The following is a 23,124-nucleotide window of genomic DNA, read 5'->3' on the forward strand; positions in this document are numbered from 1 at the left end:
CTTAAGTAAAATAGTTTGCACAAAAAAGCCCGCTAATTAGCGGGCTTTTTATTGTTAGTTCATAACTTACTTATGATATTGCGCACTTAGCTCATGCACAGCGTTAATAAATACACCCGCATTTTCTGGGTCAACATCTGGTGTAATACCATGCCCTAAGTTAAATACATGACCATTGCCAGTGCCAAAGTCTTCTAAAATCGTACCCACTTCTTGGCGAATACGATCTGGCGTGCCGTGTAGCATTGAAGGGTCCATATTGCCTTGTAGCGCCACTTTATCGCCAACACGACGTTTTGCATCACCAATATTAATAGTCCAATCTAGGCCTACTGCATCACAACCTGTTGCTGCAATTGCCTCAATCCATTGGCCACCATTTTTAGTGAACAAGGTAACCGGTACTTTACGGCCATCATTTTCGCGAATTAAACCATCAACGATTTTATGCATATACTGCAGTGAAAACTCATTGTAGTCACGCGGGCTCAATACACCGCCCCATGAGTCAAATATCATCAGTGATTGTGCACCCGCTTTAACTTGCGCGTTTAAGTAATCAATCACTGAATCAGCTAGCTTATCAAGTAGTAAATGCAGTGTTTGTGGCTCAGCAAATGCCATTTTTTTGATTTTACCAAAAACCTTACTACTTCCGCCTTCAACCATATAAGTTGCAAGTGTCCAAGGTGAACCCGAGAAACCAATTAATGGCACTTCACCTTTAAGCTCACGACGAATAGTGCTTACAGCATTCATTACATAGCCAAGCTCATCGGTAGGATCAAGTTTAGGAATTTTTTTAACATCGGCTAATGAGGAAATTGGGCGTTCAAACTTAGGGCCTTCACCTGTTTCAAAGTACAAGCCTAATCCCATTGCATCTGGAATAGTTAAAATATCACTAAATAAAATAGCGGCATCTAATGGGTAACGGCGCAGAGGCTGTAATGTTACTTCACAGGCTAACTCAGCATTTCTACACAGGCTCATAAAATCGCCCGCTTGTGCACGTGTAGCACGGTATTCAGGTAAATAACGCCCTGCTTGACGCATCATCCATACTGGCGTGACATCAACAGGTTGCTTGGCAAGGGCACGTAAATAACGGTCGTTTTTTAATTCGCTCATAGCGTATAGAGTCCTAGGGCTTTTAGAAATTGTGCAAGATTGTACCACCATATTTGCCACCCCTCTATCGCTAAGCGATTAAATCGCCACAGAGTAGCGCCAGATCAAGTAATTTTTTGTTTTCATTTCGTTTTGTACACAAAACAACCCAGCAAACGTTAATAGTAAAAACTTTTCATTAAACTATTTGCAACATTTATAAAAGCTTGATATTGTTATTCCGCGTTAACATAACAATAACAATAATCGTTAATATAAAAATAATAAAAATCTCTAATAAAAATAAGAATGCTTGTTTAAACAAGTCTAGTAAAGAAATTAAACCACCGTAATTGGTGGTTTTTTCTTTCCTGCAATAAATACTTACAACTTATACCCGTAAACAAAACCCTCTGTGGTACTACATCTATTTTACTTGTTGATATACACGCCAATTAAATATATCTTGGATGATAGAAACTTTATTACCAATTTAAAATCCAACCCAGCTTAGGAGAAGAATTATGCTGAAGCGTGTAGAAAAAGCTCAACAAAAGTGGGGGGGTAGCCATACGGTCATCGACAATTGGTTAAACGAACGCCAAGAACTGATTGTACTTTACTGTAAAATTGCAGGCTTTTCACCTTACGAGAAAAAAGATCAGTCTTTGCCTGAACCGTCTCAAATTCAAGCTTTTTGCCAAATATTGATGGATTACCTATCGGCTGGGCACTTTGAAGTGTACGACGATATTGCTAAAGCTTGCGAAAAGAAAGGCCTAGAAAGCCAACAACTGGCAAATACTATATACCCACGTATTTCAGATACCACAGACATTGCTCTGGATTTTAACGATAAATACGCTGAAGTAGACGCTGAAGATTTATTAGTAGGATTTGATAATGACCTATCGGTAATGGGTGAAGCACTGGAAGCGCGCTTTGCACTTGAAGATGAGTTAATTGATAACTTATATTCTAATCACGCAGATTAATCAGTTATTCAGTGCAATAAAAAAGGGACCTAGGTCCCTTTTTTGTTTTATATAAATACTTATTCTGCAGCGGCAGCTTCTGCATCATTTTGAATTTCTAATAACTCAACTTCAAAAATAAGTGTTGAATTAGCAGGAATTTTACCTAAATCACGGTCACCGTAAGCAAGGTCTGAAGGAATGGTAAATTTGTACTTAGAACCTACAGGCATAAGCTGTAAGCCTTCAGTCCAACCAGGAATAACACGGTTTAGTGGGAAAGTGGTTGGCTCGTTACGTGAATAAGAGCTATCAAATTCAGTACCGTCTAAAAGAGTACCTTTATAATGTACTTTAACCACGTCAGTCGCTACTGGCTTAGCGCCTTCGCCTTGGCTCAATACTTCGTACTGTAAACCAGACTCAGTAACCATTACGCCTTCTTTGTTAGCATTCTCAGCTAGGTATTTTTCACCCTCAACTTTGCTTTTTTCAGACTCAACCTTTGCTTTTTCTTCTTGTTTAGTGCGCACTGACTCATCTAATGCTGTTAATACTTCACGAATTTTTTCTTCGTCAATTTTAGCATTACCGGCAAGTGCATCTTCAAAACCACGCATTAATAATGCTTGATCTAATTCGATACCAATTTCTTTTTTATCCGCTAGGTCTTTATTTAAAAAGTTACCTACAGATGCCCCAATACCGTAAGCTTGTTGTTGCGCTACAGTATCTAGTTTAACGTCTGCTTGCTCTTTTTTTGCTTCTTGATTACAAGCTGTAAGCGCTAAAACTGACGCTGCAATCAATGACAATTTAATCGTCTTTCTCATTTTAAATCTCCGACACACTTTGCAGTTGTCATTTATTGTAATATTACTAGTTAAAGATTAACGGCCTACATGGTAGGCTGCTTGTTTAATAGCTAAACTAAAAACATATCCAGTGATTAGACAAACAACCTAGGCGTTTTTCGCAACCTAGTCTAACCTCTCAGTCACGAAGAGTTAAGAGGAAATACCTGTAATATGTCGTTATTTCGTACTTTTTTAGTTGCTACCTGCTGTTTATTAACAATTGCATGTAGTGATGAAAAACAACAAGCAGTGGCTAGTTTTGAGCACACGGCACAAGGTGCTTTCTCATCCGCACTCTCGCATGATGGTCAATACAGCTTAGTGTCTTCTATCAATCATGGGGTCGCACTTTGGGATAATCAACAGCAAGCCCTTAAATACCAATGGTTTCAACAACAAGCGCAAGACAGCCTTGTTTACGCTGTAGCCATTGCTTTTGATAATAGCGTGGCTGTTACCGCCGAAAAAACCACCTTCGCCGTTTGGGATATTGCCACAGGCAAAAATAAAGGCTTTTATAAAATACAAAAAGCCAGCATCCGCGATATTGCCATTAGTAACCAAGGCAACAGTGTTGTGTACGGGCGCAGCGATGGCGTTGTAGTATTTATAAACCTTAACACAGGCAGACGCATTGAATTTTTAGGCCATCAAGATAAAGTAAACACCGTAGACCTATCACCTAATGGGCGCTATGCATTGAGCGGCTCAAACGATTATGTGGCCTACTTATGGGATACCCAAAGTGGACAAGTTATTCATCGCTTTAATCACCCAACCCGAGTAACCCGAGTCGCTTTAGATCCTCAAGGGCGTTATGCTTTTACCGCCGACAGTATGGCACAAGCAAATGTATGGAAGCTGACTACAGGTGACCTTGTTAGTAAACTAAAGTATATTGCGCGTCAGAAAATTTTTACTGCGGTGCGCTTTAACGACCAAGGCACTTTATTAGCAACCGGTTCACCGAACAAACGAGTGGATTTATGGCAGCTAAATAGTGGTGAAAAAATTCAAACATGGCAAGTGACCCCGCGAGAAGGCAGCAAGCCAAAATCAGCAGTGGTACTTGATGTGACATTTACAGATAACGGTAAATCATTGTTAACTGAAAGCTCAAGCGGAATCGCTGAGCGCTTTATTATACGAGAACCAAATGAACACAATTGAACATCGGTTAATGGAACTTGAGGCTAAAGTGGCTTTTCAAGACGAAACGATTGAAATTTTAAATGATGAAATAAAAGTTCACCAGCAACAGTTGGCAAAAATAAAGCGCCAAACCGAGTTGCTGGCTGAAAAACTGAAAGAATCGCAGTCATCGCAGCCTATGATGTCGAATATGCCAGAGCCACCGCCGCCGCATTATTAATGCACTACTAGCAAGGCGCTAGTCGCCTGGATTAAACACGCCAATGATCTGTTCAAATTGGCGTGTTGATGCCTGTACTGCTTGCTCTGGTTGAGCCATTTTATGGCCACACTGCATACATTCAACTTTTTCTACGTCGTGCTCTTTGTAAAGCATTAACATATCCATGGTTTTACACTCAGGACACGTTGCTCCAGCAATAAATCGTTTTTTATGTTTCACTTCGCTTTTCCTACCATTTTGACTGACGTTATTTTATCGCAATATTTGCCTACTTGATACGATTGATATGGCTAATAAGATCCGTGTTATAATGGCGGCAATTCAATCAAGGCACAGTAAAGTAACGTATTTATGATCCAAATCTCAGAAATAGAACTGCTTCGCGGTGGCAAAGCTTTATTAAAAAATGCATCGGCTACATTATTTCCAGAGCACAAAGTAGGCCTTGTTGGTGCCAATGGCTGTGGTAAGTCAACGCTATTTAGTTTATTAAAGTCTGAGCTTTCGTTAGATGGCGGTAATTACAGTATTCCTAAAGATTGGTCACTGGCCTCGGTAAAGCAAGAAACCCCCGCCCTTGAAATAAGCGCCATAGATTACGTACTGCAAGGCCACCCTGAATATTATGCGCTACGAATTGCGCTGCGTGAAGCCGAGCAAAATAACGATGGCGACACTCAAGCTAAAGTGCATATTCAGCTTGAAAACATTAAAGGCTATAGCATAGAAGCCAAGGCAGGTGAGCTGTTACATGGTTTAGGCTTTGCTAATAATCAAATAGAAAACCCGGTTAGTGCATTTTCGGGTGGTTGGCGCATGCGCTTAAACTTAGCCCAAGCGCTTATTCGCGATGCCGACTTACTATTACTGGATGAGCCAACAAACCACCTAGATTTAGATGCCGTGTATTGGCTCGAGCGTTTTTTACGTGCCTACACCGGCACGCTAGTACTTATTTCTCATGATCGTGAGTTTTTAGATGCTGTGGTTGATCAAATTTGGCATATAGATAAACAACTTATTAATGTGTACAAAGGTAACTACTCGCAGTTTGAACGCCAAAAAGCTGAGCGCCTATTGCAGCAGCAAGCCATGTTTGAAAAACAACAAGAACAAATAGCGCATCTTGAGCAGTTCATTACCCGCTTTAAAGCCAAAGCTAGTAAAGCCAAACAGGCACAAAGCCGTGTTAAAGCGCTAGAGCGAATGGAAAAACTTGCCCCAGCACACGTTGACTCGCCATTTGATTTTGAATTTGCCGAGCCAACCGCTCTGCCTAACCCGTTAATGACACTCGACAAAGCCAAAGCCGGTTATGGCGATGTCACCATTTTAAACAGTATTAAGCTGAACTTAGTACCAGGCAGCCGTATTGCACTACTTGGCAGAAATGGCGCAGGTAAATCAACACTGATTAAATTACTATCAGGTGACTTACAACCTCAAGCAGGTGAAGTGTTTCAGCATCAAGGCTTAAACATTGGCTACTTTGCGCAGCATCAACTGGAGTCTCTAGATTTAAAAGCCAGTGCCGTCACCCACCTGCAACGCTTAAACCCAAAAGCCAGCGAACAATCATTGCGTGACTTTTTAGGCGGTTTTGCCTTTGTAGGCGATAAAGCACTCGACCCTGTAGCACCGTTTTCAGGCGGTGAAAAAGCCCGTTTAGTACTGGCTATGTTGGTTTATCAAAAACCAAATTTACTACTACTCGATGAGCCAACCAACCACCTTGATTTAGAAATGCGCCACGCTTTAGTTATGGCATTACAAGGCTTTGAAGGCGCTATGGTCACGGTATCGCATGACCGTCATATGCTTAAAAATACCGCCGATGAATTTTATTTAGTTGATAATGGCGAGGTCACCCAATTTGGCTACGACCTAGATGCATATTATCAGTGGCTGCTTAATGCTAATAAAGAAGCCGCTAAAAACGACACCTACGAAGAGCCAAAAGCCCATTCACAAGTTAACCGTAAAGAGCAAAAGCGCTTAGAAGCCGAGTTTAGAAAAGCGATTCAGCCGCTGAAAAAGCAAATTGAAAAACTTGAAAAGCAATTAGATAAATTTGCTGCAGAACTAGCTGACGTTGAAGAGGCGCTAGGCGATAACACTCTCTATAACGACGAAAATAAAGGCAAGCTTAAAGAGTTAATTACTAAACAAGCCACACTCACGCCTAAACTTAACGATGTTGAAGAAGAGCTACTTATGGCCCTTGAAGAAATGGAACAAAAAGAGCAGGCATTCGCCGATGAACTTGCTTAACAGCAATGATTTTTGGCAGTTTGCATGTAACCTTTACAGCAAAGGTGACATGCAAACGCGCCTGTTGGATTATCAAAACCAGCTAGGTAAAAACGTCAACCTATGCTTGTTGCTGTATTACTTAGATTCTCTCAATCTAGCTATTAACCAAACACAGCTTAGCAAGCTTGAACAATCAATTAGTGAGTTTGATAAGCAGGCATTGAAGCCACTACGAGCCACACGTGCCTATTTAAAAGCCAATAAAACCGAGGTTACAGATTACGCCGCAATTCGAAAAGCACTTCTCGGTGCCGAGCTAAAATTAGAAAAGCAGCAACAAATAATATTGATTGATGAAGTTAATAGTATGAATTTAACACCTTGTGCAACGCCCAATAACAGCGATAAATATTTGGCATAATTTTTCACTATTAATTTCATCAGATCATAAAGCCATTTATATTATGAATATTAGCTCTTATATACATGGTTACTTTGGTTTACTTTTATACACCAAGCTATATATCTTTAGTTTTGTATTGAAATACCTCTTCTAAAGGTAAGTTAAAAACTAAAGAAATTTTAAAAGCCACCTCTAAAGTGGGTGAATATTTATTTGCCTCAATTGCCATTACCGTTTGCCGCGTTACGCCAATAGCATCTGCTAACTGCTTTTGCGTCATTTCATCGCGTAAAAAGCGTAATGTTCGAATAGAGTTAGTTATTGCATACTCACTCATAGATATCACCCGTTCTGCCTTTATAAAGCTGCGCTATGTAATTGACTATTTCGGCAATCAAAAAAGCGCCTACCATGATATGCATTGGTAAATATGGAATATTATATTCGATAGCTGGGCCCCAGTTATTAGCTTCAATTTGATATTGAAAAATAGCAACACAAATTCCCGCCTGTAAGATTATGGCCTTGTATTTATAACCCACTAAATTTATTTGCTTTTCTCTCACATCAGGTGGCTGATTTAATTCATTATCACTGATAAATGTAAGTAATATATAGCTCAATACTATAAGTATCACAGAATAAATTAACACCTGTAGCAATAAGCCAGATAACCAAGAAACAGAACTAAGCTGCTGCGTACTCGCATTCATTAGGCTGTTTACATAAAAGTAAGATATGTACACGCTTACTAGTAAATCGATACTCAGCGTCAGTTCTCTAAAACTTATGCTTTGTAAAAGTTCTTTAAAGTGCTCTGAACGAGTCATATAAAGCTAACTCCAAGTAAAATATTTTTAACTTTTTAAACTATAAGTTCACTTTTTAGCCATGTCAAATATATTTAACACTAGGTTTGTTTTATTTAACCTAAAACAAAGCAACGGTTATTCAAAGCTGAACTTTGCTGACCATCTTTATTATAAAAGTGATTAAAAAATCGCAGATAATTTACTAAAAAGTGCAAAATCGACTTAACTTTATTGATCAAAATCAACATCTGCATTGCCCATTTTATAATCTGTAAAATAGCTTGATCTGGATCATACCAAGCACCGCTGAGCCAGCCTATGATTACCTCATAGACATCAGGAGGCAATTATGGACGTATTCTTTAGAGATTTTTTTAGCGACCCAGTACTATTTTTATCATTTGGATTTTTAGGCGTCGTTATTAGTTTATGCCTCTTCTTTGTGTATTTTTTCATGAAAAAAGTACACGATGCAGACATTAAAGAACAGCATTAAGCACGACGCACAAAGCGCCTTATTAGTTTACTGATTAGGCGCTTTTTATTTTTAAATATAAAAAATTTGCTACACTAGCGCTTCGTTAATTGCAAAGTGCGTAGTACAGACATGATCCCTAAGTTCAAACCCGCATGGTGGATGACCAACCGACACGTTCAAACCATAATACCGCGTTTTTTCCGCCCTTTTCATCATACTCGCTACGAACTTGCGCAACTTGATACGCCCGACGGAGACTTTATTGAGCTTGCTTGGTCACTTCCGCATAACGAAAAAGCACCACTCGCAGTGGTACTTCATGGGCTTGAAGGCAACATAAACAGTTTTTATGCCAAAGGCATGATGAAGGCATTAAAAAAGCAAGGCTTTGCTGTCGCATTGATGCACTTTAGAAACTGCTCAACCGAAGTAAACCGCTTACCCAGAGCCTACCATAGTGGCGACACCGCCGATTTAGCTTTTTTTATAAATCATTTAAAACAACAATTTCCAAATCGCCCTATTGTAGCGGTGGGTTTTTCATTGGGTGGTAATGTACTCGCTAAGTATTTAGGCGAAGAAAACATTCACTGCCCGCTTAACGCAGCTGCCGTGATATCTGCGCCCTATGATTTATCATCATCTAGTGATGTTATTCGTAAAAGCTTAGGTAAAATTTATCAAAAATATTTGCTCGATCGAATGAAAAAGTCGATGCAACGTAAATTACCGCAAATTAAACAACAGATACCGATCACCACTGATCAATTAATGGAAATTGACGATTTATTAGAGTTCGATAACCAGCTTACAGCACCGTTGCATGGCTTTGAGAATGCACACGATTACTACAAAAAAGCCAGTGCGATGCCGTACTTAAAAGATATTGCGACACCTACACTAATTATCCATGCCAAAGACGACCCTATGCTGTCGATTAAAGCGGTTCCAAGTAGTCAGGATGTAAGTGAGCATGTTACGCTGCGTATCTCTGAAAAAGGCGGCCACGTTGGTTTTATTAGCGGTAACAACCCGTTTAAACCGGTGTATTGGTTAGAGCAAGTGGTGCCTGATTATTTTAAGCAATGTGTATTTAATAACACCGATAAAGAGTGACTATGATTATTCCTTTTGAACAACTTGATAAAGACACACTGTACAACCTAATTGAAAGCTATGTACTGCGTGAAGGCACAGATTATGGCGAACAAGAATTCAGTATTGAAAGTAAAGTGGCGCAAGTAAATCAGCAATTAAAAAGCGGCGAAGCTATGGTGTTTTTCTCTGAACTGCACGAATCGGTCACCATAATCTCTAAAAGTGAGTTCAAAGCACTGCAAAGTGAAGCGCAATTCGACGAGTAAACTTGTCAGACACGACGTAAAAATAGACAATGGTTTTTTTAACTCAAAGAGCCATTATAAATGATAAAACTAAGCTCACTAGTTGCTGCAATGTCGATTGCATTAACCGGCGCAGTCAGCGCTGAAATAACCCCTTCAGATAAAGCAATTAAGCTTGCTCACGATACCATTTTAATCGACACTCACATTGATGTACCTTACCGCATTCATGATAAATGGGCGGATGTAACTAAAGCCACTGAGGGCGGTGATTTTGATTACCCTCGTGCAGTAAAAGGCGGTTTAAACGCGCCATTTATGTCGATTTATATTCCTGCTCATTTAGAGTTTGAAGGCAAAGGAAAAAGCTTCCAATTAGCGAATCAATTAATTGATGGTATGGAAGCGATTGCGTTTCGTGCTCCAGATAAGTTTGCCATTGCTGACTCAACACAAGACATTGAGCAACAGTTCAAGGACAATAAAATATCAATCGCCATGGGCATGGAAAACGGATCGCCTATCGAGGGCGAAATGAAAAACCTACAACACTTCTTTGATCGTGGCGTACGTTACATCACCCTAGCTCACTCGCAAAGCAATCATATTTCTGACTCATCATACGATATTCGTCGCAAGTGGAAAGGCTTAAGCCCATTCGGTAAAGAGCTAGTAAAAGAGATGAATAACATCGGCATGCTGATTGATGTATCGCATATTTCGGACGATGCATTTTATCAAGTAATGGAATTGTCTAACACACCCGTTATTGCATCACACTCTTCACTACGTAAATATACGCCTGGTTTTGAGCGTAATATGAATGACGACATGCTGTTAGCCCTTAAGAAGAACGGTGGTGTGATTCAAATTAATTTTGGTTCAAGTTTTGTTACTTCAAAAGCCGGAAGTTGGTACGATCAATTCAAAAGTAAAAAGCAAACAATTACTGAAGAAGGCAAAAAAGTAGCTAAAGATTTTGATGCTATGTACCGCGCTAAAAATCCATTCCCATTTGCTAGTCTTGAGCAAGTGCTTGATCATATTGATCACGTTGTGAAACTAATTGGTATCGATCATGTTGGTATTGGCTCTGATTACGACGGTGTAGGTGACTCACTGCCTATCGGCTTAAAGGATGTATCTAGCTACCCTAACCTAGTTCAAGGTTTGATGGACAGAGGTTACAGCGATACCGATATTAAAAAGATTTTAAGCGGTAATACACTAAGAGTGTGGAAGCAAGCTGAGCAATACGCAAAATCGCATTAAGCTTTATGCGCTAGGCTTAGGTCTAGCGCTTTTAGCCACTTAAAACACCGTATTTCGCCACTCACGCCCCGCCTTCTTAATTAATCCGTATATCTCATCTTCATTTAACACACTTTTTAACAGACTTATATTTCGAAAACAGATAAATTACCCATTTTAGAGGCAGATTATTTTATGACTATAAACAAAGGAACTATTGCGATTACTATAGCAACACTTGCCTTGGTAATTTCATGCTACGGAACATTTTTTAAAAATCAGCCCAGTTCGCTTAATAAACCCAAGCAGCAACAGCTAAGCCCCACAGTTTCTATTAATACTCCTGCAGAATACCAGCAATCAAATGAAGCCTTAATTGACGAACTAAGCAAGAAAGTAAGTTCGCTACAACGCCAATTAGCTAACTTAAAACTACACGCTAATGGCTCTTATCAAGAACAAGATACCGACGAATTTAAGGAACTTGTTCTTAACGTACTTGAGGAAAAGCAGCAGCAAGAAGCTGAGGAACTGCGCGAGCAAAATCCTCTTTATGGTTTTTATGCAGATTTACCAGAAGACTATGATTTAAGGATCAAATCAGAACCAGATTATGCTAAACAAATAAACTCTCAATTAAGAGAGCAAACTTTAGATCCAAGCATGGCAGATTTAGATAGGTTAGCTGCACTTAGCCAACTGCAAATGAATATGTATATTCTAAATAAATCTACTATGCCTGAGTATGACTATGAAGTAGTAGGTAACATTTTAAATTTAGCGAACAACAGTAGTGACGAAAAATTTAAAATTCAAGCTGTTGAGTTAACAACTCAAACACCGGTACTTGATTACCGCCTTGCAGAACAATTTACAAACTTGTTAGAGCGAGACACGAATGATTATATCCGTCGCTTAGCTGCACAAGGGTTGATGGCGCAATACTACCAAGCTCAAAATAAACAAGATGGTTATACGAAGCAAATGGCGCAGCATCTACTTTCAGTTTATAACAATAGCTCTGACAATGCAGTCAGGGCAACGCTTGACGAAATGATGGGTAACCAAGATATGCTTGATGAGTTACGTAAGAATGCTGGTTACTAACTGATTAAGTTCATGCTCCTACTCTGTTACAGCGATAACATTAATACTTTTACTTCAGACATTAAAAAACCCGAGGCTAAGCTCGGGTTTTTTTAATGCTTAATGCATTACAACAGTTGATTACTTAACGATAATTGCCACAAAGCACCTACGCCTAAGGTAAGAGCGCCACCTTCATGCTTTATCCTCTAAGTTCGATAAAACTTAACTCAAGTGACAATGTTAAAATTAACACCGAGCTGCTTTACCTAAAACTTTCAACCTTGCACCTGAAACCTGTATTTTATTGCAGGTATTAAAAAACCCGAGACTAAGCTCGGGTTTTTTTAATGCTTAATGCACAACAACTGTTGATTACTCAACGATAGTTGCAACAACACCAGCACCAACAGTACGGCCACCTTCACGGATAGCGAAACGAAGACCTTCGTCCATCGCGATTGGCGCGATTAGAGTTACTGTCATCTTAACGTTATCACCAGGCATTACCATTTCTACGCCTTCTGGTAACTGTACGTCACCTGTTACGTCAGTTGTACGGAAGTAGAACTGTGGACGGTAACCTTTGAAGAATGGAGTATGACGACCACCTTCATCTTTAGAAAGTACGTATACTTCTGAAGTGAATGTTGTGTGTGGGTTGATTGAACCAGGCTTAGCTAGTACTTGACCACGTTCAACGTCTTCACGCTTAGTACCACGTAGAAGTGCACCAATGTTCTCACCAGCACGACCTTCGTCAAGAAGCTTACGGAACATCTCAACACCAGTACAAGTAGACTTAGTAGTCTCTTTGATACCAACGATTTCAACTTCGTCATTCACGTTGATGATACCAGCTTCAACACGACCAGTTACAACAGTACCACGGCCTTGGATTGAGAAAACGTCTTCGATAGGCATGATGAATGGCTTATCGATGTCACGCTCTGGCTCTGGAATGTAAGAATCTAGTGCTTCTGCAAGCTCAACGATCTTGTCTTCCCACTGCTTTTCGCCTTCAAGTGCTTTAAGTGCAGAACCTTGAATTAGTGGTAAGTCATCACCTGGGAAGTCGTATTCAGAAAGAAGTTCACGAACTTCCATTTCTACTAGCTCAAGTAGCTCTTCATCATCAACCATGTCACATTTGTTCATGAATACAACGATGTAAGGAACGCCAACTTGGCGAGAAAGTAGGATGTGCTCACGAGTTTGTGGCATAGGACCGTCAGTCGCAGCAACTACTAAGATAGCGCCGTCCATTTGAGCAGCACCAGTGATCATGTTTTTAACATAATCGGCGTGACCAGGACAATCTACGTGTGCGTAGTGACGAGTAGGTGTATCGTACTCAACGTGTGAAGTTGAGATTGTGATACCACGCTCGCGCTCTTCTGGAGCGTTATCGATTGATGCGAAATCTTTAGCAACACCGCCGTATACTTTTGCAAGTACGTTAGTGATTGCTGCAGTTAGTGTAGTTTTACCGTGGTCAACGTGGCCGATTGTACCAACGTTTACGTGCGGTTTTACGCGTTCAAACTTTTCTTTTGCCATGACGGAACCTATCAGTTTTGTGTATCTAGATTACATATGAAAATAATCCACCATAGGTAGATTAAGTTAATTTTTTCAAATTTCAAATAGTTTTTTCTGACAGATAAAGGAAGTGTTTAAGGAGATTCAATTGACTGGTGCTGATAGGCAGATTTGAACTGCCGACCTCACCCTTACCAAGGGTGCGCTCTACCAACTGAGCTATATCAGCATCATCAAATTGGAGCGGGCAGCGGGAATCGAACCCGCATCATCAGCTTGGAAGGCTGAGGTAATAGCCATTATACGATGCCCGCTTTAAGGAACCTGTTCTTAAACTACCTCTAACCGTCTAGAATAAAGTGGTGGAGGGAGCTGGATTCGAACCAGCGAAGGCTGAGCCGTCAGATTTACAGTCTGATCCCTTTGGCCGCTCGGGAACCCCTCCACGATAATTCTTTATACTAAGCACTTCCGGTAAAAGGAAAGTGGTGCCGACTAACCGAGTCGAACGGTTGACCTACTGATTACAAGTCAGTTGCTCTACCAGCTGAGCTAAGTCGGCACTGCTTTAGTACGGGGCGAGATTCTAGAGTAAGGTTTATTGGGATGCAACCAAAAAATTAAAAAAAATGTGATTTTATGCCTCAAACGCTCACTATTCGCGCAAAAAGCAGTTTTTTTGTTGTTTTTAACTCTTTTTAGCTAACTCATACCAGTAATTTAAGCCTTTCATCACTAGCATTGGGTCGAAAATACTGTCTGAAAAATGACCTTGTAATAGCTGACCATAACCACCAGCAAAAATTAAAAGGCTATTTTTTGTATTTAAATGCAGCTTTGCTTGTTCAATTGCGCCAATAGTTGCCACTAAAGCGCCGTTTTTTAATCCGTTGGGGGTATTTTTGCCAAGTTCATTAGCAAATGGCGTGTTTGCATCATCAAATACGCGCTGAGTATTTTGAGTGAGTGAGGCAGTCATTAAATCAAGCCCTGGTAATATCCAACCACCTAAGTGCTGCCCATCATTATTAAGGACGTCTATAGTCGTTGCCGTGCCTGCATCAACAACAATTGCGGCCGTATTAGGGTAAAGCGTGTAACCACTAATGAGCGCCAACCATCTATCTATACCCAAATTACCCACTTGTTGATACGCGCAATGCAACGTACCGAGTTCATGACTAACCGTAGCCTCAAAGCAATCGACATTTTGTGCTTGGGCTTTTTCTAATAGCTGCTTGAGTAATTCACTACGGCCCACACAAGCGTAAACAACAACCGTAATTTGCAGCCATGGAATATTATTAGTATCGCATGGCTGTATTTGCCCATCTTGCCACAATACAGCTTTGAGTGAGGTATTACCTACATCAATGAGTAATCTCATGCTTGTGCCTTTCTTAATGAAATCTCACCGCCATAATAACTTTTCACTTCACCGTCTTGGCGAATACGTACACCACCATGCGCATCTATACCTTCACAAATGCCACACCAACTACGATGTCCGGTATTAAGCTCTACCTGCTGACCAGCAAATGCATTTAATGCATTCCATTGTTGATACATAGTTTGTAAGCCATTCTCACGATATTGCGCTAAGCGTTGCTCTAAACAATAAGTTAATGAAGCTACTAGTTGATTTTTATCTAGCTGCTGGGTGTGCTGACTTAAATCGGTCCACGCTTGGTCAATGTACTGACTGGCACTTTGTGGCATATTTAAATTAATACCAATCCCTATTACCAACTGACATGGCCCTTGTGGCTGCCCATCTAATTCTACCAAGACACCTGCGAGTTTTTGTTTGTTTATATAAATGTCGTTTGGCCATTTAAGCTCTACTTCAATACCATAAAGTGCTTTTATCGCATCATACACCGCTAAACCAACAGCAATCGATACGCCCATCGCGGCTTGTAAACCATCATCTAAGCGCCAAAAATAACTGTAGTATAAGTTTGCACCAAAGGGTGATTGCCATACTCGGCCTCGACGCCCCCGCCCTGCTTGCTGCATTTCGGCTACAATTACGGTACCCGATTTTAGTGCTGCTTTAGCTTGAATGCGGCGCATTAACTCGCTGTTGGTTGAATCAATCAGTGGTTGCACTTCAATATTCGCGGTATTAGCGCCTAACTCAGCATAGTGCTGCTGTATGCTTTGCTGATTAAGTAAACCTACTTGGTTATTTAAGCAATAGCCTTTACCTGTAACTTTAAATACATCTAAGCCCATAGCCTGTAAGCTTTGAATATGCTTACTTACCGCCGCGCGACTTATTCCTAATTCATCACCTAGTGCTTGCCCAGAGACGAACCCACCTTCATTCAGTGCATTTAAAATAGCCAGCTTGTTTCCATCAGGTGCCTTCATACTGATTGCTCCAAAGAGATATGGCATTCATTGTGTTGATCAATTAACCGTACTTCGTGTTCTAAACTTATGTTGTAACGTGTTAAAACAATATCCTGAATGTGAGCAATCATATTAATTAAATCATCCCCTGCACTATTACCATGATTAACTAGTACCAGCGCTTGTTGTTGATGCACTTCTATACCTGCAATTTTATATCCCTTTAATCCCGCTTGCTCTATTAACCACCCTGCAGCCACTTTATGGTGACCGGCACCATGCGGGTAATGAGGTACCTCAGGATACGCCGTAATTAACTGCGCTAATTCACTATTGGTGATAATAGGGTTCTTAAAAAAACTGCCCGCATTAGCCAGTTTATAAGGGTTTGGGAGTTTGCTGTTACGCGTTTGTATCACTTGTGCGCACACTTGCTGTGGCGTCGGGTTTTTTAGTTGTTGTAGCGGGCCATAACTGAGTACTGGCTGCCATATTTTGGACAACTTAAAGTGCACTTGGGTGATCACTGCTTTATTTTTTAGCGCGTGTTTAAATACCGATTCACGATAAGCAAAGTGACATTGCTGATTAGTTAAAGATTTAAAGCTACCGCTATCAATATCAAAATAGTCAACAGCTTCAATAAACTGAGCTATTTCTACGCCATAGGCACCAATATTTTGTACTGGTGCAGCACCGACTGTACCAGGTATGAGGGCTAAGTTTTCAAACCCCGCGATACCTTGCTCCAGCAAGTAAGTCACTAATTGATGCCAATTTTCACCGGCAGCTACACTAACTAAAAAGTCATGCGAGCGCTCAGTTATAGTAATGCCTTGGGTTGCCATTTTAATGACCGTGCCTGCATAGTCATTTAAAAAAATAGTATTGCTGCCCTCACCCAACAAACAAAAAGGGACTTTAAAGCACTGACTTTTAAGCTGCGCTGAGTCGGTAATCTCGACAAAATTTTGGCATTGGCTACTTAATGCAAATGTATGTAAGGGTTGTAATGAGTGCGGCACAAAGCCCTCTAAAGGTAGCAGTAATTAATCGCTCTAGTTTAACTCATCGTCGCAAATTGCGCATCAGCTTGTAAAAATTGTTCAACCCACTGCAGCAATCATGATATAAAACCTGCACTTTTTTTATTTGTACTCAAGGTAATTATGAAAATCAAACCTCTTTTTTTAAGCCTAGCTATGGCAGGTATGTGCTCGCAAGCAATGGCCAGCGCTATTGATCAAAATTCCTACGCCAACCTTGATGATGTTATCACCACGCATTTAAACCTTGATTTAGACATCGACTTTGCTGATAAGCAATTGGAAGGTTTTGTTGAGCATACGCTACAGTGGCAAAATGCCAACAGTAAAAAGCTAGTACTTGATACCCGTGACCTTGATATTGATAAAGTGATGTATCAAACGGCAAATGGTAATTGGCATAAAGCTAGTTTCAACCTTGCTAACCGCGATGATGTTAAAGGCTCAAAACTAACTATTACCTTTAAAAATCAAGCACAAAAAGTTCGTATTTACTATAACAGCCGCCCAGAAGCGTCTGGCTTACAGTGGTTAACGCCAGAGCAAACTGCCAGTAAAACTCACCCGTTTATGTATAGCCAGTCACAAGCGATTCATGCGCGTAGTTGGATCCCAGTGCAAGACACCCCAGCAATGCGTGTAACTTATAATGCGCGCATTCATACCCCTGAGGATATTCGTGCAGTAATGAGTGCTGATAATAAAGATGCTCTTTATAAAGATGGTGATTACCACTTCACTATGCCACAAGCTATTTCACCTTACTTAATTGCAATTGGTGCAGGTAACTTAGAATTTAAGGCCATGTCTAAGCAAACTGGTATTTTTGCAGAGCCGACTATTTTAGACGCCTCGGTTGCTGAATTTAATGACACCCAAGCGATGATCGACAAAACCAATGCCATGTACGGCGACTATGCATGGGGTCGTTATGATTTACTTATGCTACCACCTAGCTTTCCATTTGGAGGTATGGAAAACCCACGTTTATCATTTATTACCCCAACCGTTGTTGCTGGCGATAAAAGCTTAGTTAACCTGATTGCGCATGAACTTGCACATTCTTGGTCTGGCAACTTAGTGACGAACGCTACATGGGAAGATTTGTGGTTAAACGAAGGTTTTACCTCTTACGTTGAAAACCGCATTATGGAAGAGGTATTTGGGCGTGACCGAGCTGTTATGGAACAAGCACTTGATGCAGCTGGCCTACGTGCGCAACTTAAAACCATTGATGCTCCAGACACACGCCTTAATTTAAAACTTAATGGCCGCGATCCAGATGATGCGTTTAGCTCAGTGCCTTACACAAAAGGTCAGCTATTTTTAATTTACCTAGAAGAGAAATACGGCCGTGATAAGTTTGATGACTTTGTTAAGACCTACTTTAATGAATTTGCATTTAAATCGCTAACCACCGCACAATTTGTTACGTACATCAAAGCTAACTTAATTGAAAAGTATCCAGGCGTAGTGAGCATGGATAAAGTAAACGAGTGGATTTTTCAGCCTGGTTTACCAAGTGATGCACCTAACCCAACTTCTAACGCGTTCGATAAAGTCGATACTGCAACAGCGAGCTGGTTAAAAGGGGATACAACGGCGGCACAATTACCCACTGTAAATTGGACTGTGCATGAGTGGCTACACTTTTTAAACAACTTACCGCGCGATTTAAGCATTGAAAAAATGACTGAATTAGACGGCGAGTTTAACTTAACCCAATCAACCAACGCAGAACGTGCGTTTGCATGGTATATGCTAGCAGTAGGTAATGGTTACCAACCGATTTACCCTGCGCTTGATAAGCATTTATCGGGTATTGGTCGTCGTAAGCTTATCGTGCCGCTTTATAAAGCGCTTATTACCAATGGTAAAAAAGATTGGGCACAAAGCATGTACTTAAAAGCGCGTCCGGGTTATCACCCACTGGCACAAGGTACTATTGACGCATTATTTAAATAGCATTATCAATAAATTAAAAAGGGCCAACTTGGCCCTTTTTTAATGCTTAATTATTTTGTTACTTTATCTAAAAAAGCCTGCCTTTCAGCGGGCGTTGCTTGTTGCCACCAAAAGTCGAGCATATTGGCAGCGCTTGGCATGCCCTTACCATTAATTGGCGCAATCGGTTTAATTGGGCGACTTGGTTTTTGTGGGCCGGCAGGGGTTTCTGAGGCCTGCTGATTAAACTGTGAACTTTGTAGTTGTCGTTCAGCTATCACATTTAATGGCTCAGCTAAGGTACTGCCTTTTGCTTTTAAGCTTACTTGCGGTGCCTCAGCAAATACTTTTGCTGCCACCGCATTTTCAGCACGATTAAATACTAAGGTGTAATCTTTACCTGCTTCAACGGTTACATTGACCCAAAAGGGCTCTGACTCAATCACTTCGTGATCGTCATAACCTAAATCATATAAATCTGTGTATTTAAGCTTTAACTGATAAGTACCCGGTGCTAACTCAACATCATCAACACGACTAAAAATCGAACTTTCAATGACTCGTTCACCCACTTGTAAAGGAACAAACTCCTCGGGAAAGTGAATGTTTTCTGCCAAACTAGATGCACTCACCAAGAGCGCCGCTACACTGCCTAATAATATTGATTTACGCATAATTACTCCTTTAGTTGATTTCAGTTTGACACTGCTGGCAAAATTTGTCATTAGTGGTATACATATTAATCGAAAAAATTAGAGTCATCATTATGAGTCAAGAGACTATTTTTACTAAAATTATTAATCGTGAAATTCCTGCTGACATTATTTACGAAGACGACCTAGCACTTGCATTTAAAGATATTAACCCTCAAGCACCCTTTCATGCGTTGATTATTCCTAAACAAGCCATTGCCACGATTAATGATGTCACTGAGGAAAACTCACATCTTGTTGGTCATCTATATGTGGTAGCGGCTAAGCTTGCCAAACAACTTAATTTTAGCGATGACGGCTACCGCGTGGTGATGAACTGCAATGAACACGGTGGACAAACCGTTTACCATATTCATTTGCATATGCTAGCGGGAAAAGAAATGGGCTGGCCTCCGTATCAAAACACTAAAAAAGTTGCGCTATAATCACTCATTAAATCCTGTATCTTAAAAAATACATTAAAAATACGGCGTTTTTCTTATATACCAAAAAAACAATTACTTATTTGCAACATTTTATGTTTAAATAATCGTAAATCGCACCTTTTCGCCAGTGAAATTGTTACTCCCTAATACAAAAGGTGTGCAGGGATCGTGGTAAGATTAATTAGCCAGCTTTATAAAAGAGTAAAATACATGAGCAGTTCAGCCTTTTTGTTGTTAGATGAAGAACCAATTAACACTATTGGTATTAACGTTTTAGAGCCTTTGTTAAAAACGCAGGGCCTAGACGTAACTACAGGTACGAATATTTTAGATGTTCCGGTAGGTACTCGCTTATTGTTCATTGAAACATCAAGTAAAGACGCATGGACTAAGCTAAAAGAGCAGCTCGTTAATTTACGCGTCAAATGCGATATTGTGTTGTTTAATTTAGATGAAAACCCAGAGCTTGCTAATCGTGCATTACTCAGTGGTATTCGCGGTGTATTTTACACCACCGATAATGCTGACGTATTAATGAAAGGGATTCGTTTACTACTTGAAGATCAGCTTTGGTATCGTCGTGATATTATGTGTAATGCGCTCAACCGTATGCTGCAATTTAACAAAGACGCACTACATAAGCTAACTGATGGCGATATTGAGCCAATCAAACTCACTAAACGTGAAAAAGCGATTATCTCGTTAATGAGTAACGGGTCGAAAAATAAAGAAATTGCTGAAGAGTTAAGCATTAGCCCACACACGGTTAAAACTCACTTATACAGCGCATTTAGAAAAACTAAATGCCGTAACCGTATTGAACTACTCTCTTGGGCACAACAAAATATTCCTGACGAAATTCGTTAAGGCTTATTTAAATAAATTTAATACAGGCACTTCAGGTGCCTGTTTTTATATCTTCTTTAAAAATCGCTGTTGGGGTCTTAATGCTCGACTCATTTACGCTTTATTTTGCCAGTATCGCTGTTATGACAGTGATGACGTTACTGAACTTTTTAACTTGGCGTACCAATAAGCATGTCCCCGGCACGTTACTTTATATCTCCTACCCTTTACTACTATTAGCCGCCATTGTGGGCTTTGCGCTCATAGGTAAAATCCCTGAAAAGCTTGCCATTACCTTTGCTAATAGCATGATGTTTTTAGCGTCCATTGTGCATTGCTTATCGCTGAGTCAGTTTTTAAATTATCGTGGTCGTGGTTTTAAATTTGTTTGCCTATTTACCGCTGCCAGCGCTTTATTGCTTGTTTACTTCACTTTTTTTCAGCCATCTATGCGCTCACGGGTTTATATTTCTGACTTTCAACATATTGTAGAAGCCGCTTTTTTACTATTTGTTTTTTTTAAATATGCGCGAAAACCTTATCCTAATGCCAGTATTGTTTACATTATTATTTTAACCTTGGTTGCAGCCAGTTTTATCACTCGAACTATTTTTATGGATCGCGTTGCACAACAAGATGCAATATTAAACCCATGGTTTGACTCACTATTATTTTTGAACAGTGTGATTGCCCCTATGTTTTATGCAGCCGGTATGGCTCTATTGTGTAATGAACGCAGAGAATTAAGGCTTAATAAACTTACCGAAAAAGCACACAAAGACTTAGAGATTCGCGGGCTCTTTTTATCAACTATAAGCCATGAAATACGCACCCCATTAAACGGCATTTTAGGCAGCGCACAACTGGTGTTAAACCAAACTAGCGACAGCCGCAATAAAGCTTATTGCGAAGCCATTATCAACTCAGCTGAGTCGCTCAACTTACTAGTAGATAAAGTGCTGGAATACGCAAGCTTAGATCAGCATGACGAAGCCTTGTACGAAGAAGACATAGAATTCAAAACTTGGCTACAAAACTTATGCCTGCTGTTAAGTCCTCTGGCCGAACAAAAACAGCTTAAATTTGAGCTTGCCTGTAACATCCCTGATAAAGCCTGTTATTACTGCGACCAACAAAAGCTCAGACAAATCATTATTAATCTTGTTGGTAATGCGATTAAATTTACCGACACCGGCACAGTAAAAGTACAGATTGATTTAATTAATGAAACTCAGCTCGATCATACTCTTAAAGTAAGTGTACTCGATTCGGGCCCGGGTATTGAAAAAGATGAAATTGATTACTTAACTGAGCCCTACATTCAAAGCAGCGCCGGTAAGGAAAAAGGCGGAACGGGGCTTGGTCTGGCTATAACTAGTCGCCTTCTCGATAAAATAAATAGCCAACTAGAAATCACCAGTGAGCTGGGAGTGGGTAGCGTATTTAGCTTTAACATGACACTAGCCATAGGTGAACTTAGCCTTGTAGAGCAGCGCCATCAAAGTAAGGATTATTTAACCGGACTTGATGTGTTACTTGTTGAAGATTTAGATTTAAACCAAAAAATAGCTGTTGAATTTATGGCTGACGACGAGCATAAAATTAAGCTCGCTAAAGATGGCAAAAGTGCGATTGAGTTGATGAAAAAATATCACTTTGATGTGGTGTTACTTGATATGAACTTACCCGACTTAACAGGGCAGCAAGTGCTAAAAACACTCAAACGAGTGGAGCATAAAAATCAGCGAACTCCAGTGCTAGCCTTTACCGCCAGTTTGAGCCCTGATGAAATAAAAGAATACTTAGCACTGGGTATTAAAGACATTGTTGGCAAGCCATTAAAGCAAGAAAAACTACGCCAAGCATTGAGTGATTCACAGTCAACACAAACAGCTAGCATTGCCGTCGAGCTGATTGATACGTTATACGATGAAACTGCAACAGAGACCTTAACAAGCTCTTTTAGTATTGACGAAGTATCTTCTATTTATAATGAGTTTATCCTATCTGCGCGTAATAAGCTGAGCCGTTGCCAAGCTTTATTAGAGCAAGACCCCGAGCAATGCATTAAGTTATTACATCGCCAAGCCAGCACCGCAATGCAACTTGGTTTTAATAGCTATGGACTGGCACTGAAAAAAATAGAACGACGCTTACTTGATAAAAAGCCATTAAATAACTCATTAAATGAAGCCAGCACACTGTGGCAACACAGTTTAGAAGCCTATTTAAGGTATGTGCGCCAAGGGCTAGAGTAATACGGTTACGGGCTACCAAGTTTTACGACCGTAACAAATGATCAACCATA

23 protein-coding genes and 4 tRNA genes are annotated in these 23,124 nt (G+C 40.2%); 13 read left to right on the forward strand and 14 right to left on the reverse strand.

Features of this window, described 5'->3' with window-relative positions:
• Positions 1-66 precede the first annotated feature (66 nt).
• Positions 67-1,131, reverse strand: a complete 1,065-nt coding sequence (gene hemE, locus AC0VZ5_RS15165; RefSeq protein WP_008114207.1) for a uroporphyrinogen decarboxylase — start codon at positions 1,129-1,131, stop codon at positions 67-69.
• A 503-nt stretch (positions 1,132-1,634) separates the two neighbouring features.
• Between hemE and rsd the strand changes: the two genes are divergently transcribed.
• Complete coding sequence (rsd, locus tag AC0VZ5_RS15170) at positions 1,635-2,105, forward strand: sigma D regulator (protein ID WP_138608398.1); 471 nt, start codon at positions 1,635-1,637, stop codon at positions 2,103-2,105.
• A gap of 59 nt (positions 2,106-2,164) precedes the next feature.
• On the opposite strand, the gene fkpA is transcribed toward rsd, so the two are convergent.
• Positions 2,165-2,917, reverse strand: coding sequence for an FKBP-type peptidyl-prolyl cis-trans isomerase (fkpA, locus tag AC0VZ5_RS15175; protein WP_138608400.1), 753 nt, complete (start codon positions 2,915-2,917; stop codon positions 2,165-2,167).
• A 195-nt stretch (positions 2,918-3,112) separates the two neighbouring features.
• On the opposite strand from fkpA, the gene AC0VZ5_RS15180 reads away from it, so the two are divergent.
• Together AC0VZ5_RS15180 and AC0VZ5_RS15185 are read left to right on the forward strand one after the other, a co-directional pair.
• Positions 3,113-4,111, forward strand: a complete 999-nt coding sequence (locus AC0VZ5_RS15180; RefSeq protein WP_138608402.1) for a WD40 repeat domain-containing protein — start codon at positions 3,113-3,115, stop codon at positions 4,109-4,111.
• Complete coding sequence (locus AC0VZ5_RS15185) at positions 4,098-4,313, forward strand: SlyX family protein (RefSeq protein WP_008465625.1); 216 nt, start codon at positions 4,098-4,100, stop codon at positions 4,311-4,313. Before AC0VZ5_RS15180 ends, AC0VZ5_RS15185 begins: the two co-directional genes overlap by 14 nt.
• An 18-nt stretch (positions 4,314-4,331) precedes the next feature.
• Here the strand turns inward: AC0VZ5_RS15185 and AC0VZ5_RS15190 are convergent, their stop codons facing one another.
• The gene (locus tag AC0VZ5_RS15190; RefSeq protein ID WP_008114218.1) at positions 4,332-4,535 is read right to left on the reverse strand and encodes a YheV family putative zinc ribbon protein; all 204 of its coding nucleotides are present in this window, start codon (positions 4,533-4,535) and stop codon (positions 4,332-4,334) included.
• A gap of 132 nt (positions 4,536-4,667) precedes the next feature.
• On the opposite strand from AC0VZ5_RS15190, the gene AC0VZ5_RS15195 reads away from it, so the two are divergent.
• Both AC0VZ5_RS15195 and AC0VZ5_RS15200 read left to right on the forward strand, forming a co-directional pair.
• Complete coding sequence (locus tag AC0VZ5_RS15195; RefSeq protein ID WP_475473527.1) at positions 4,668-6,587, forward strand: ATP-binding cassette domain-containing protein; 1,920 nt, start codon at positions 4,668-4,670, stop codon at positions 6,585-6,587.
• Positions 6,574-6,990, forward strand: a complete 417-nt coding sequence (locus AC0VZ5_RS15200; RefSeq protein WP_475473529.1) for a TIGR02444 family protein — start codon at positions 6,574-6,576, stop codon at positions 6,988-6,990. The genes AC0VZ5_RS15195 and AC0VZ5_RS15200 overlap by 14 nt, the downstream gene beginning before the upstream one ends.
• 97 nt (positions 6,991-7,087) lie before the next feature.
• On the opposite strand, the gene AC0VZ5_RS15205 is transcribed toward AC0VZ5_RS15200, so the two are convergent.
• Both AC0VZ5_RS15205 and AC0VZ5_RS15210 read right to left on the reverse strand, forming a co-directional pair.
• A complete protein-coding gene (locus AC0VZ5_RS15205; protein WP_010392331.1) occupies positions 7,088-7,309 on the reverse strand; it encodes a helix-turn-helix transcriptional regulator in 222 nt (73 codons plus the stop codon).
• Complete coding sequence (locus tag AC0VZ5_RS15210; protein WP_475473532.1) at positions 7,302-7,802, reverse strand: hypothetical protein; 501 nt, start codon at positions 7,800-7,802, stop codon at positions 7,302-7,304. The genes AC0VZ5_RS15205 and AC0VZ5_RS15210 overlap by 8 nt, the downstream gene beginning before the upstream one ends.
• Before the next feature lie 589 nt (positions 7,803-8,391).
• On the opposite strand from AC0VZ5_RS15210, the gene AC0VZ5_RS15215 reads away from it, so the two are divergent.
• From AC0VZ5_RS15215 to AC0VZ5_RS15230, 4 genes are all read left to right on the forward strand, one after another.
• Positions 8,392-9,378 carry a hydrolase gene (locus tag AC0VZ5_RS15215; protein WP_138608410.1) on the forward strand — a complete coding sequence of 329 codons (987 nt, stop codon included), beginning with the start codon at positions 8,392-8,394 and terminating at the stop codon, positions 9,376-9,378.
• A gap of 2 nt (positions 9,379-9,380) precedes the next feature.
• Positions 9,381-9,626, forward strand: a complete 246-nt coding sequence (locus tag AC0VZ5_RS15220) for a YheU family protein (protein WP_008114225.1) — start codon at positions 9,381-9,383, stop codon at positions 9,624-9,626.
• Positions 9,627-9,686: 60 nt separating this feature from the next.
• The gene (locus AC0VZ5_RS15225) at positions 9,687-10,877 is read left to right on the forward strand and encodes a dipeptidase (RefSeq protein WP_178956756.1); all 1,191 of its coding nucleotides are present in this window, start codon (positions 9,687-9,689) and stop codon (positions 10,875-10,877) included.
• Between the two features lie 174 nt (positions 10,878-11,051).
• Positions 11,052-11,963, forward strand: a complete 912-nt coding sequence (locus AC0VZ5_RS15230; RefSeq protein ID WP_475473535.1) for a hypothetical protein — start codon at positions 11,052-11,054, stop codon at positions 11,961-11,963.
• A 354-nt stretch (positions 11,964-12,317) separates the two neighbouring features.
• Here the strand turns inward: AC0VZ5_RS15230 and tuf are convergent, their stop codons facing one another.
• From tuf to murB, 8 genes are all read right to left on the reverse strand, one after another.
• Positions 12,318-13,502 (reverse strand): elongation factor Tu, encoded by a 1,185-nt coding sequence (gene tuf / locus AC0VZ5_RS15235; protein WP_004589660.1) that lies wholly within the window; start codon positions 13,500-13,502, stop codon positions 12,318-12,320.
• Positions 13,503-13,637: 135 nt separating this feature from the next.
• Positions 13,638-13,713, reverse strand: a tRNA-Thr gene (locus tag AC0VZ5_RS15240).
• Positions 13,714-13,723: 10 nt separating this feature from the next.
• Positions 13,724-13,798, reverse strand: a tRNA-Gly gene (locus tag AC0VZ5_RS15245).
• Between the two features lie 46 nt (positions 13,799-13,844).
• Positions 13,845-13,929, reverse strand: a tRNA-Tyr gene (locus tag AC0VZ5_RS15250).
• 41 nt (positions 13,930-13,970) lie between these two features.
• Positions 13,971-14,046: transfer RNA gene (locus AC0VZ5_RS15255), tRNA-Thr, on the reverse strand.
• Positions 14,047-14,172: 126 nt separating this feature from the next.
• Entirely contained in the window at positions 14,173-14,871 is a 699-nt protein-coding gene (locus AC0VZ5_RS15260) for a type III pantothenate kinase (protein ID WP_475473537.1), read from the reverse strand.
• Positions 14,868-15,860, reverse strand: coding sequence for a bifunctional biotin--[acetyl-CoA-carboxylase] ligase/biotin operon repressor BirA (birA, locus tag AC0VZ5_RS15265; protein WP_138609568.1), 993 nt, complete (start codon positions 15,858-15,860; stop codon positions 14,868-14,870). Before birA ends, AC0VZ5_RS15260 begins: the two co-directional genes overlap by 4 nt.
• On the reverse strand, positions 15,857-16,867 hold the full coding sequence (gene murB / locus AC0VZ5_RS15270; RefSeq protein WP_198522176.1) for a UDP-N-acetylmuramate dehydrogenase: 1,011 nt from the start codon (positions 16,865-16,867) through the stop codon (positions 15,857-15,859). Before murB ends, birA begins: the two co-directional genes overlap by 4 nt.
• A 144-nt stretch (positions 16,868-17,011) precedes the next feature.
• On the opposite strand from murB, the gene AC0VZ5_RS15275 reads away from it, so the two are divergent.
• A complete protein-coding gene (locus AC0VZ5_RS15275) occupies positions 17,012-18,853 on the forward strand; it encodes a M1 family metallopeptidase (RefSeq protein ID WP_475473540.1) in 1,842 nt (613 codons plus the stop codon).
• 50 nt (positions 18,854-18,903) lie between these two features.
• Here AC0VZ5_RS15275 and AC0VZ5_RS15280 read toward each other — a convergent pair whose 3' ends face one another.
• Positions 18,904-19,506, reverse strand: coding sequence for a DUF2057 domain-containing protein (locus tag AC0VZ5_RS15280; protein ID WP_138609562.1), 603 nt, complete (start codon positions 19,504-19,506; stop codon positions 18,904-18,906).
• A 92-nt stretch (positions 19,507-19,598) separates the two neighbouring features.
• Between AC0VZ5_RS15280 and AC0VZ5_RS15285 the strand changes: the two genes are divergently transcribed.
• The 3 genes from AC0VZ5_RS15285 to AC0VZ5_RS15295 all read left to right on the forward strand — a co-directional run bounded on the left by AC0VZ5_RS15285 (position 19,599) and on the right by AC0VZ5_RS15295 (position 23,074).
• Complete coding sequence (locus tag AC0VZ5_RS15285) at positions 19,599-19,970, forward strand: histidine triad nucleotide-binding protein (protein WP_010392287.1); 372 nt, start codon at positions 19,599-19,601, stop codon at positions 19,968-19,970.
• A 210-nt stretch (positions 19,971-20,180) separates the two neighbouring features.
• A complete protein-coding gene (locus tag AC0VZ5_RS15290) occupies positions 20,181-20,837 on the forward strand; it encodes a helix-turn-helix transcriptional regulator (protein ID WP_138609560.1) in 657 nt (218 codons plus the stop codon).
• An 80-nt stretch (positions 20,838-20,917) separates the two neighbouring features.
• A complete protein-coding gene (locus tag AC0VZ5_RS15295; RefSeq protein WP_138609558.1) occupies positions 20,918-23,074 on the forward strand; it encodes a response regulator in 2,157 nt (718 codons plus the stop codon).
• The last annotated feature ends 50 nt before the right edge of the window (positions 23,075-23,124 follow it).

Source organism: Pseudoalteromonas sp. QJM3NY_12 (genome assembly GCF_056173165.1).

Excerpts from the sequence above, each read along its gene's own strand:
- hemE (WP_008114207.1), bottom strand. The coding sequence starts at position 1,131 with ATGAGCGAATTAAAAAACGACCGTTATTTACGTGCCCTTGCCAAGCAA.
- rsd (WP_138608398.1), top strand. The coding sequence starts at position 1,635 with ATGCTGAAGCGTGTAGAAAAAGCTCAACAAAAGTGGGGGGGTAGCCAT.
- fkpA (WP_138608400.1), bottom strand. The coding sequence starts at position 2,917 with ATGAGAAAGACGATTAAATTGTCATTGATTGCAGCGTCAGTTTTAGCG.
- AC0VZ5_RS15180 (WP_138608402.1), top strand. The coding sequence starts at position 3,113 with ATGTCGTTATTTCGTACTTTTTTAGTTGCTACCTGCTGTTTATTAACA.
- AC0VZ5_RS15185 (WP_008465625.1), top strand. The coding sequence starts at position 4,098 with ATGAACACAATTGAACATCGGTTAATGGAACTTGAGGCTAAAGTGGCT.
- AC0VZ5_RS15195 (WP_475473527.1), top strand. The coding sequence starts at position 4,668 with ATGATCCAAATCTCAGAAATAGAACTGCTTCGCGGTGGCAAAGCTTTA.
- AC0VZ5_RS15200 (WP_475473529.1), top strand. The coding sequence starts at position 6,574 with ATGAACTTGCTTAACAGCAATGATTTTTGGCAGTTTGCATGTAACCTT.
- AC0VZ5_RS15205 (WP_010392331.1), bottom strand. The coding sequence starts at position 7,309 with ATGAGTGAGTATGCAATAACTAACTCTATTCGAACATTACGCTTTTTA.
- AC0VZ5_RS15210 (WP_475473532.1), bottom strand. The coding sequence starts at position 7,802 with ATGACTCGTTCAGAGCACTTTAAAGAACTTTTACAAAGCATAAGTTTT.
- AC0VZ5_RS15215 (WP_138608410.1), top strand. The coding sequence starts at position 8,392 with ATGATCCCTAAGTTCAAACCCGCATGGTGGATGACCAACCGACACGTT.
- AC0VZ5_RS15220 (WP_008114225.1), top strand. The coding sequence starts at position 9,381 with ATGATTATTCCTTTTGAACAACTTGATAAAGACACACTGTACAACCTA.
- AC0VZ5_RS15225 (WP_178956756.1), top strand. The coding sequence starts at position 9,687 with ATGATAAAACTAAGCTCACTAGTTGCTGCAATGTCGATTGCATTAACC.
- AC0VZ5_RS15230 (WP_475473535.1), top strand. The coding sequence starts at position 11,052 with ATGACTATAAACAAAGGAACTATTGCGATTACTATAGCAACACTTGCC.
- tuf (WP_004589660.1), bottom strand. The coding sequence starts at position 13,502 with ATGGCAAAAGAAAAGTTTGAACGCGTAAAACCGCACGTAAACGTTGGT.
- AC0VZ5_RS15260 (WP_475473537.1), bottom strand. The coding sequence starts at position 14,871 with ATGAGATTACTCATTGATGTAGGTAATACCTCACTCAAAGCTGTATTG.
- birA (WP_138609568.1), bottom strand. The coding sequence starts at position 15,860 with ATGAAGGCACCTGATGGAAACAAGCTGGCTATTTTAAATGCACTGAAT.
- AC0VZ5_RS15275 (WP_475473540.1), top strand. The coding sequence starts at position 17,012 with ATGAAAATCAAACCTCTTTTTTTAAGCCTAGCTATGGCAGGTATGTGC.
- AC0VZ5_RS15280 (WP_138609562.1), bottom strand. The coding sequence starts at position 19,506 with ATGCGTAAATCAATATTATTAGGCAGTGTAGCGGCGCTCTTGGTGAGT.
- AC0VZ5_RS15285 (WP_010392287.1), top strand. The coding sequence starts at position 19,599 with ATGAGTCAAGAGACTATTTTTACTAAAATTATTAATCGTGAAATTCCT.
- AC0VZ5_RS15290 (WP_138609560.1), top strand. The coding sequence starts at position 20,181 with ATGAGCAGTTCAGCCTTTTTGTTGTTAGATGAAGAACCAATTAACACT.
- AC0VZ5_RS15295 (WP_138609558.1), top strand. The coding sequence starts at position 20,918 with ATGCTCGACTCATTTACGCTTTATTTTGCCAGTATCGCTGTTATGACA.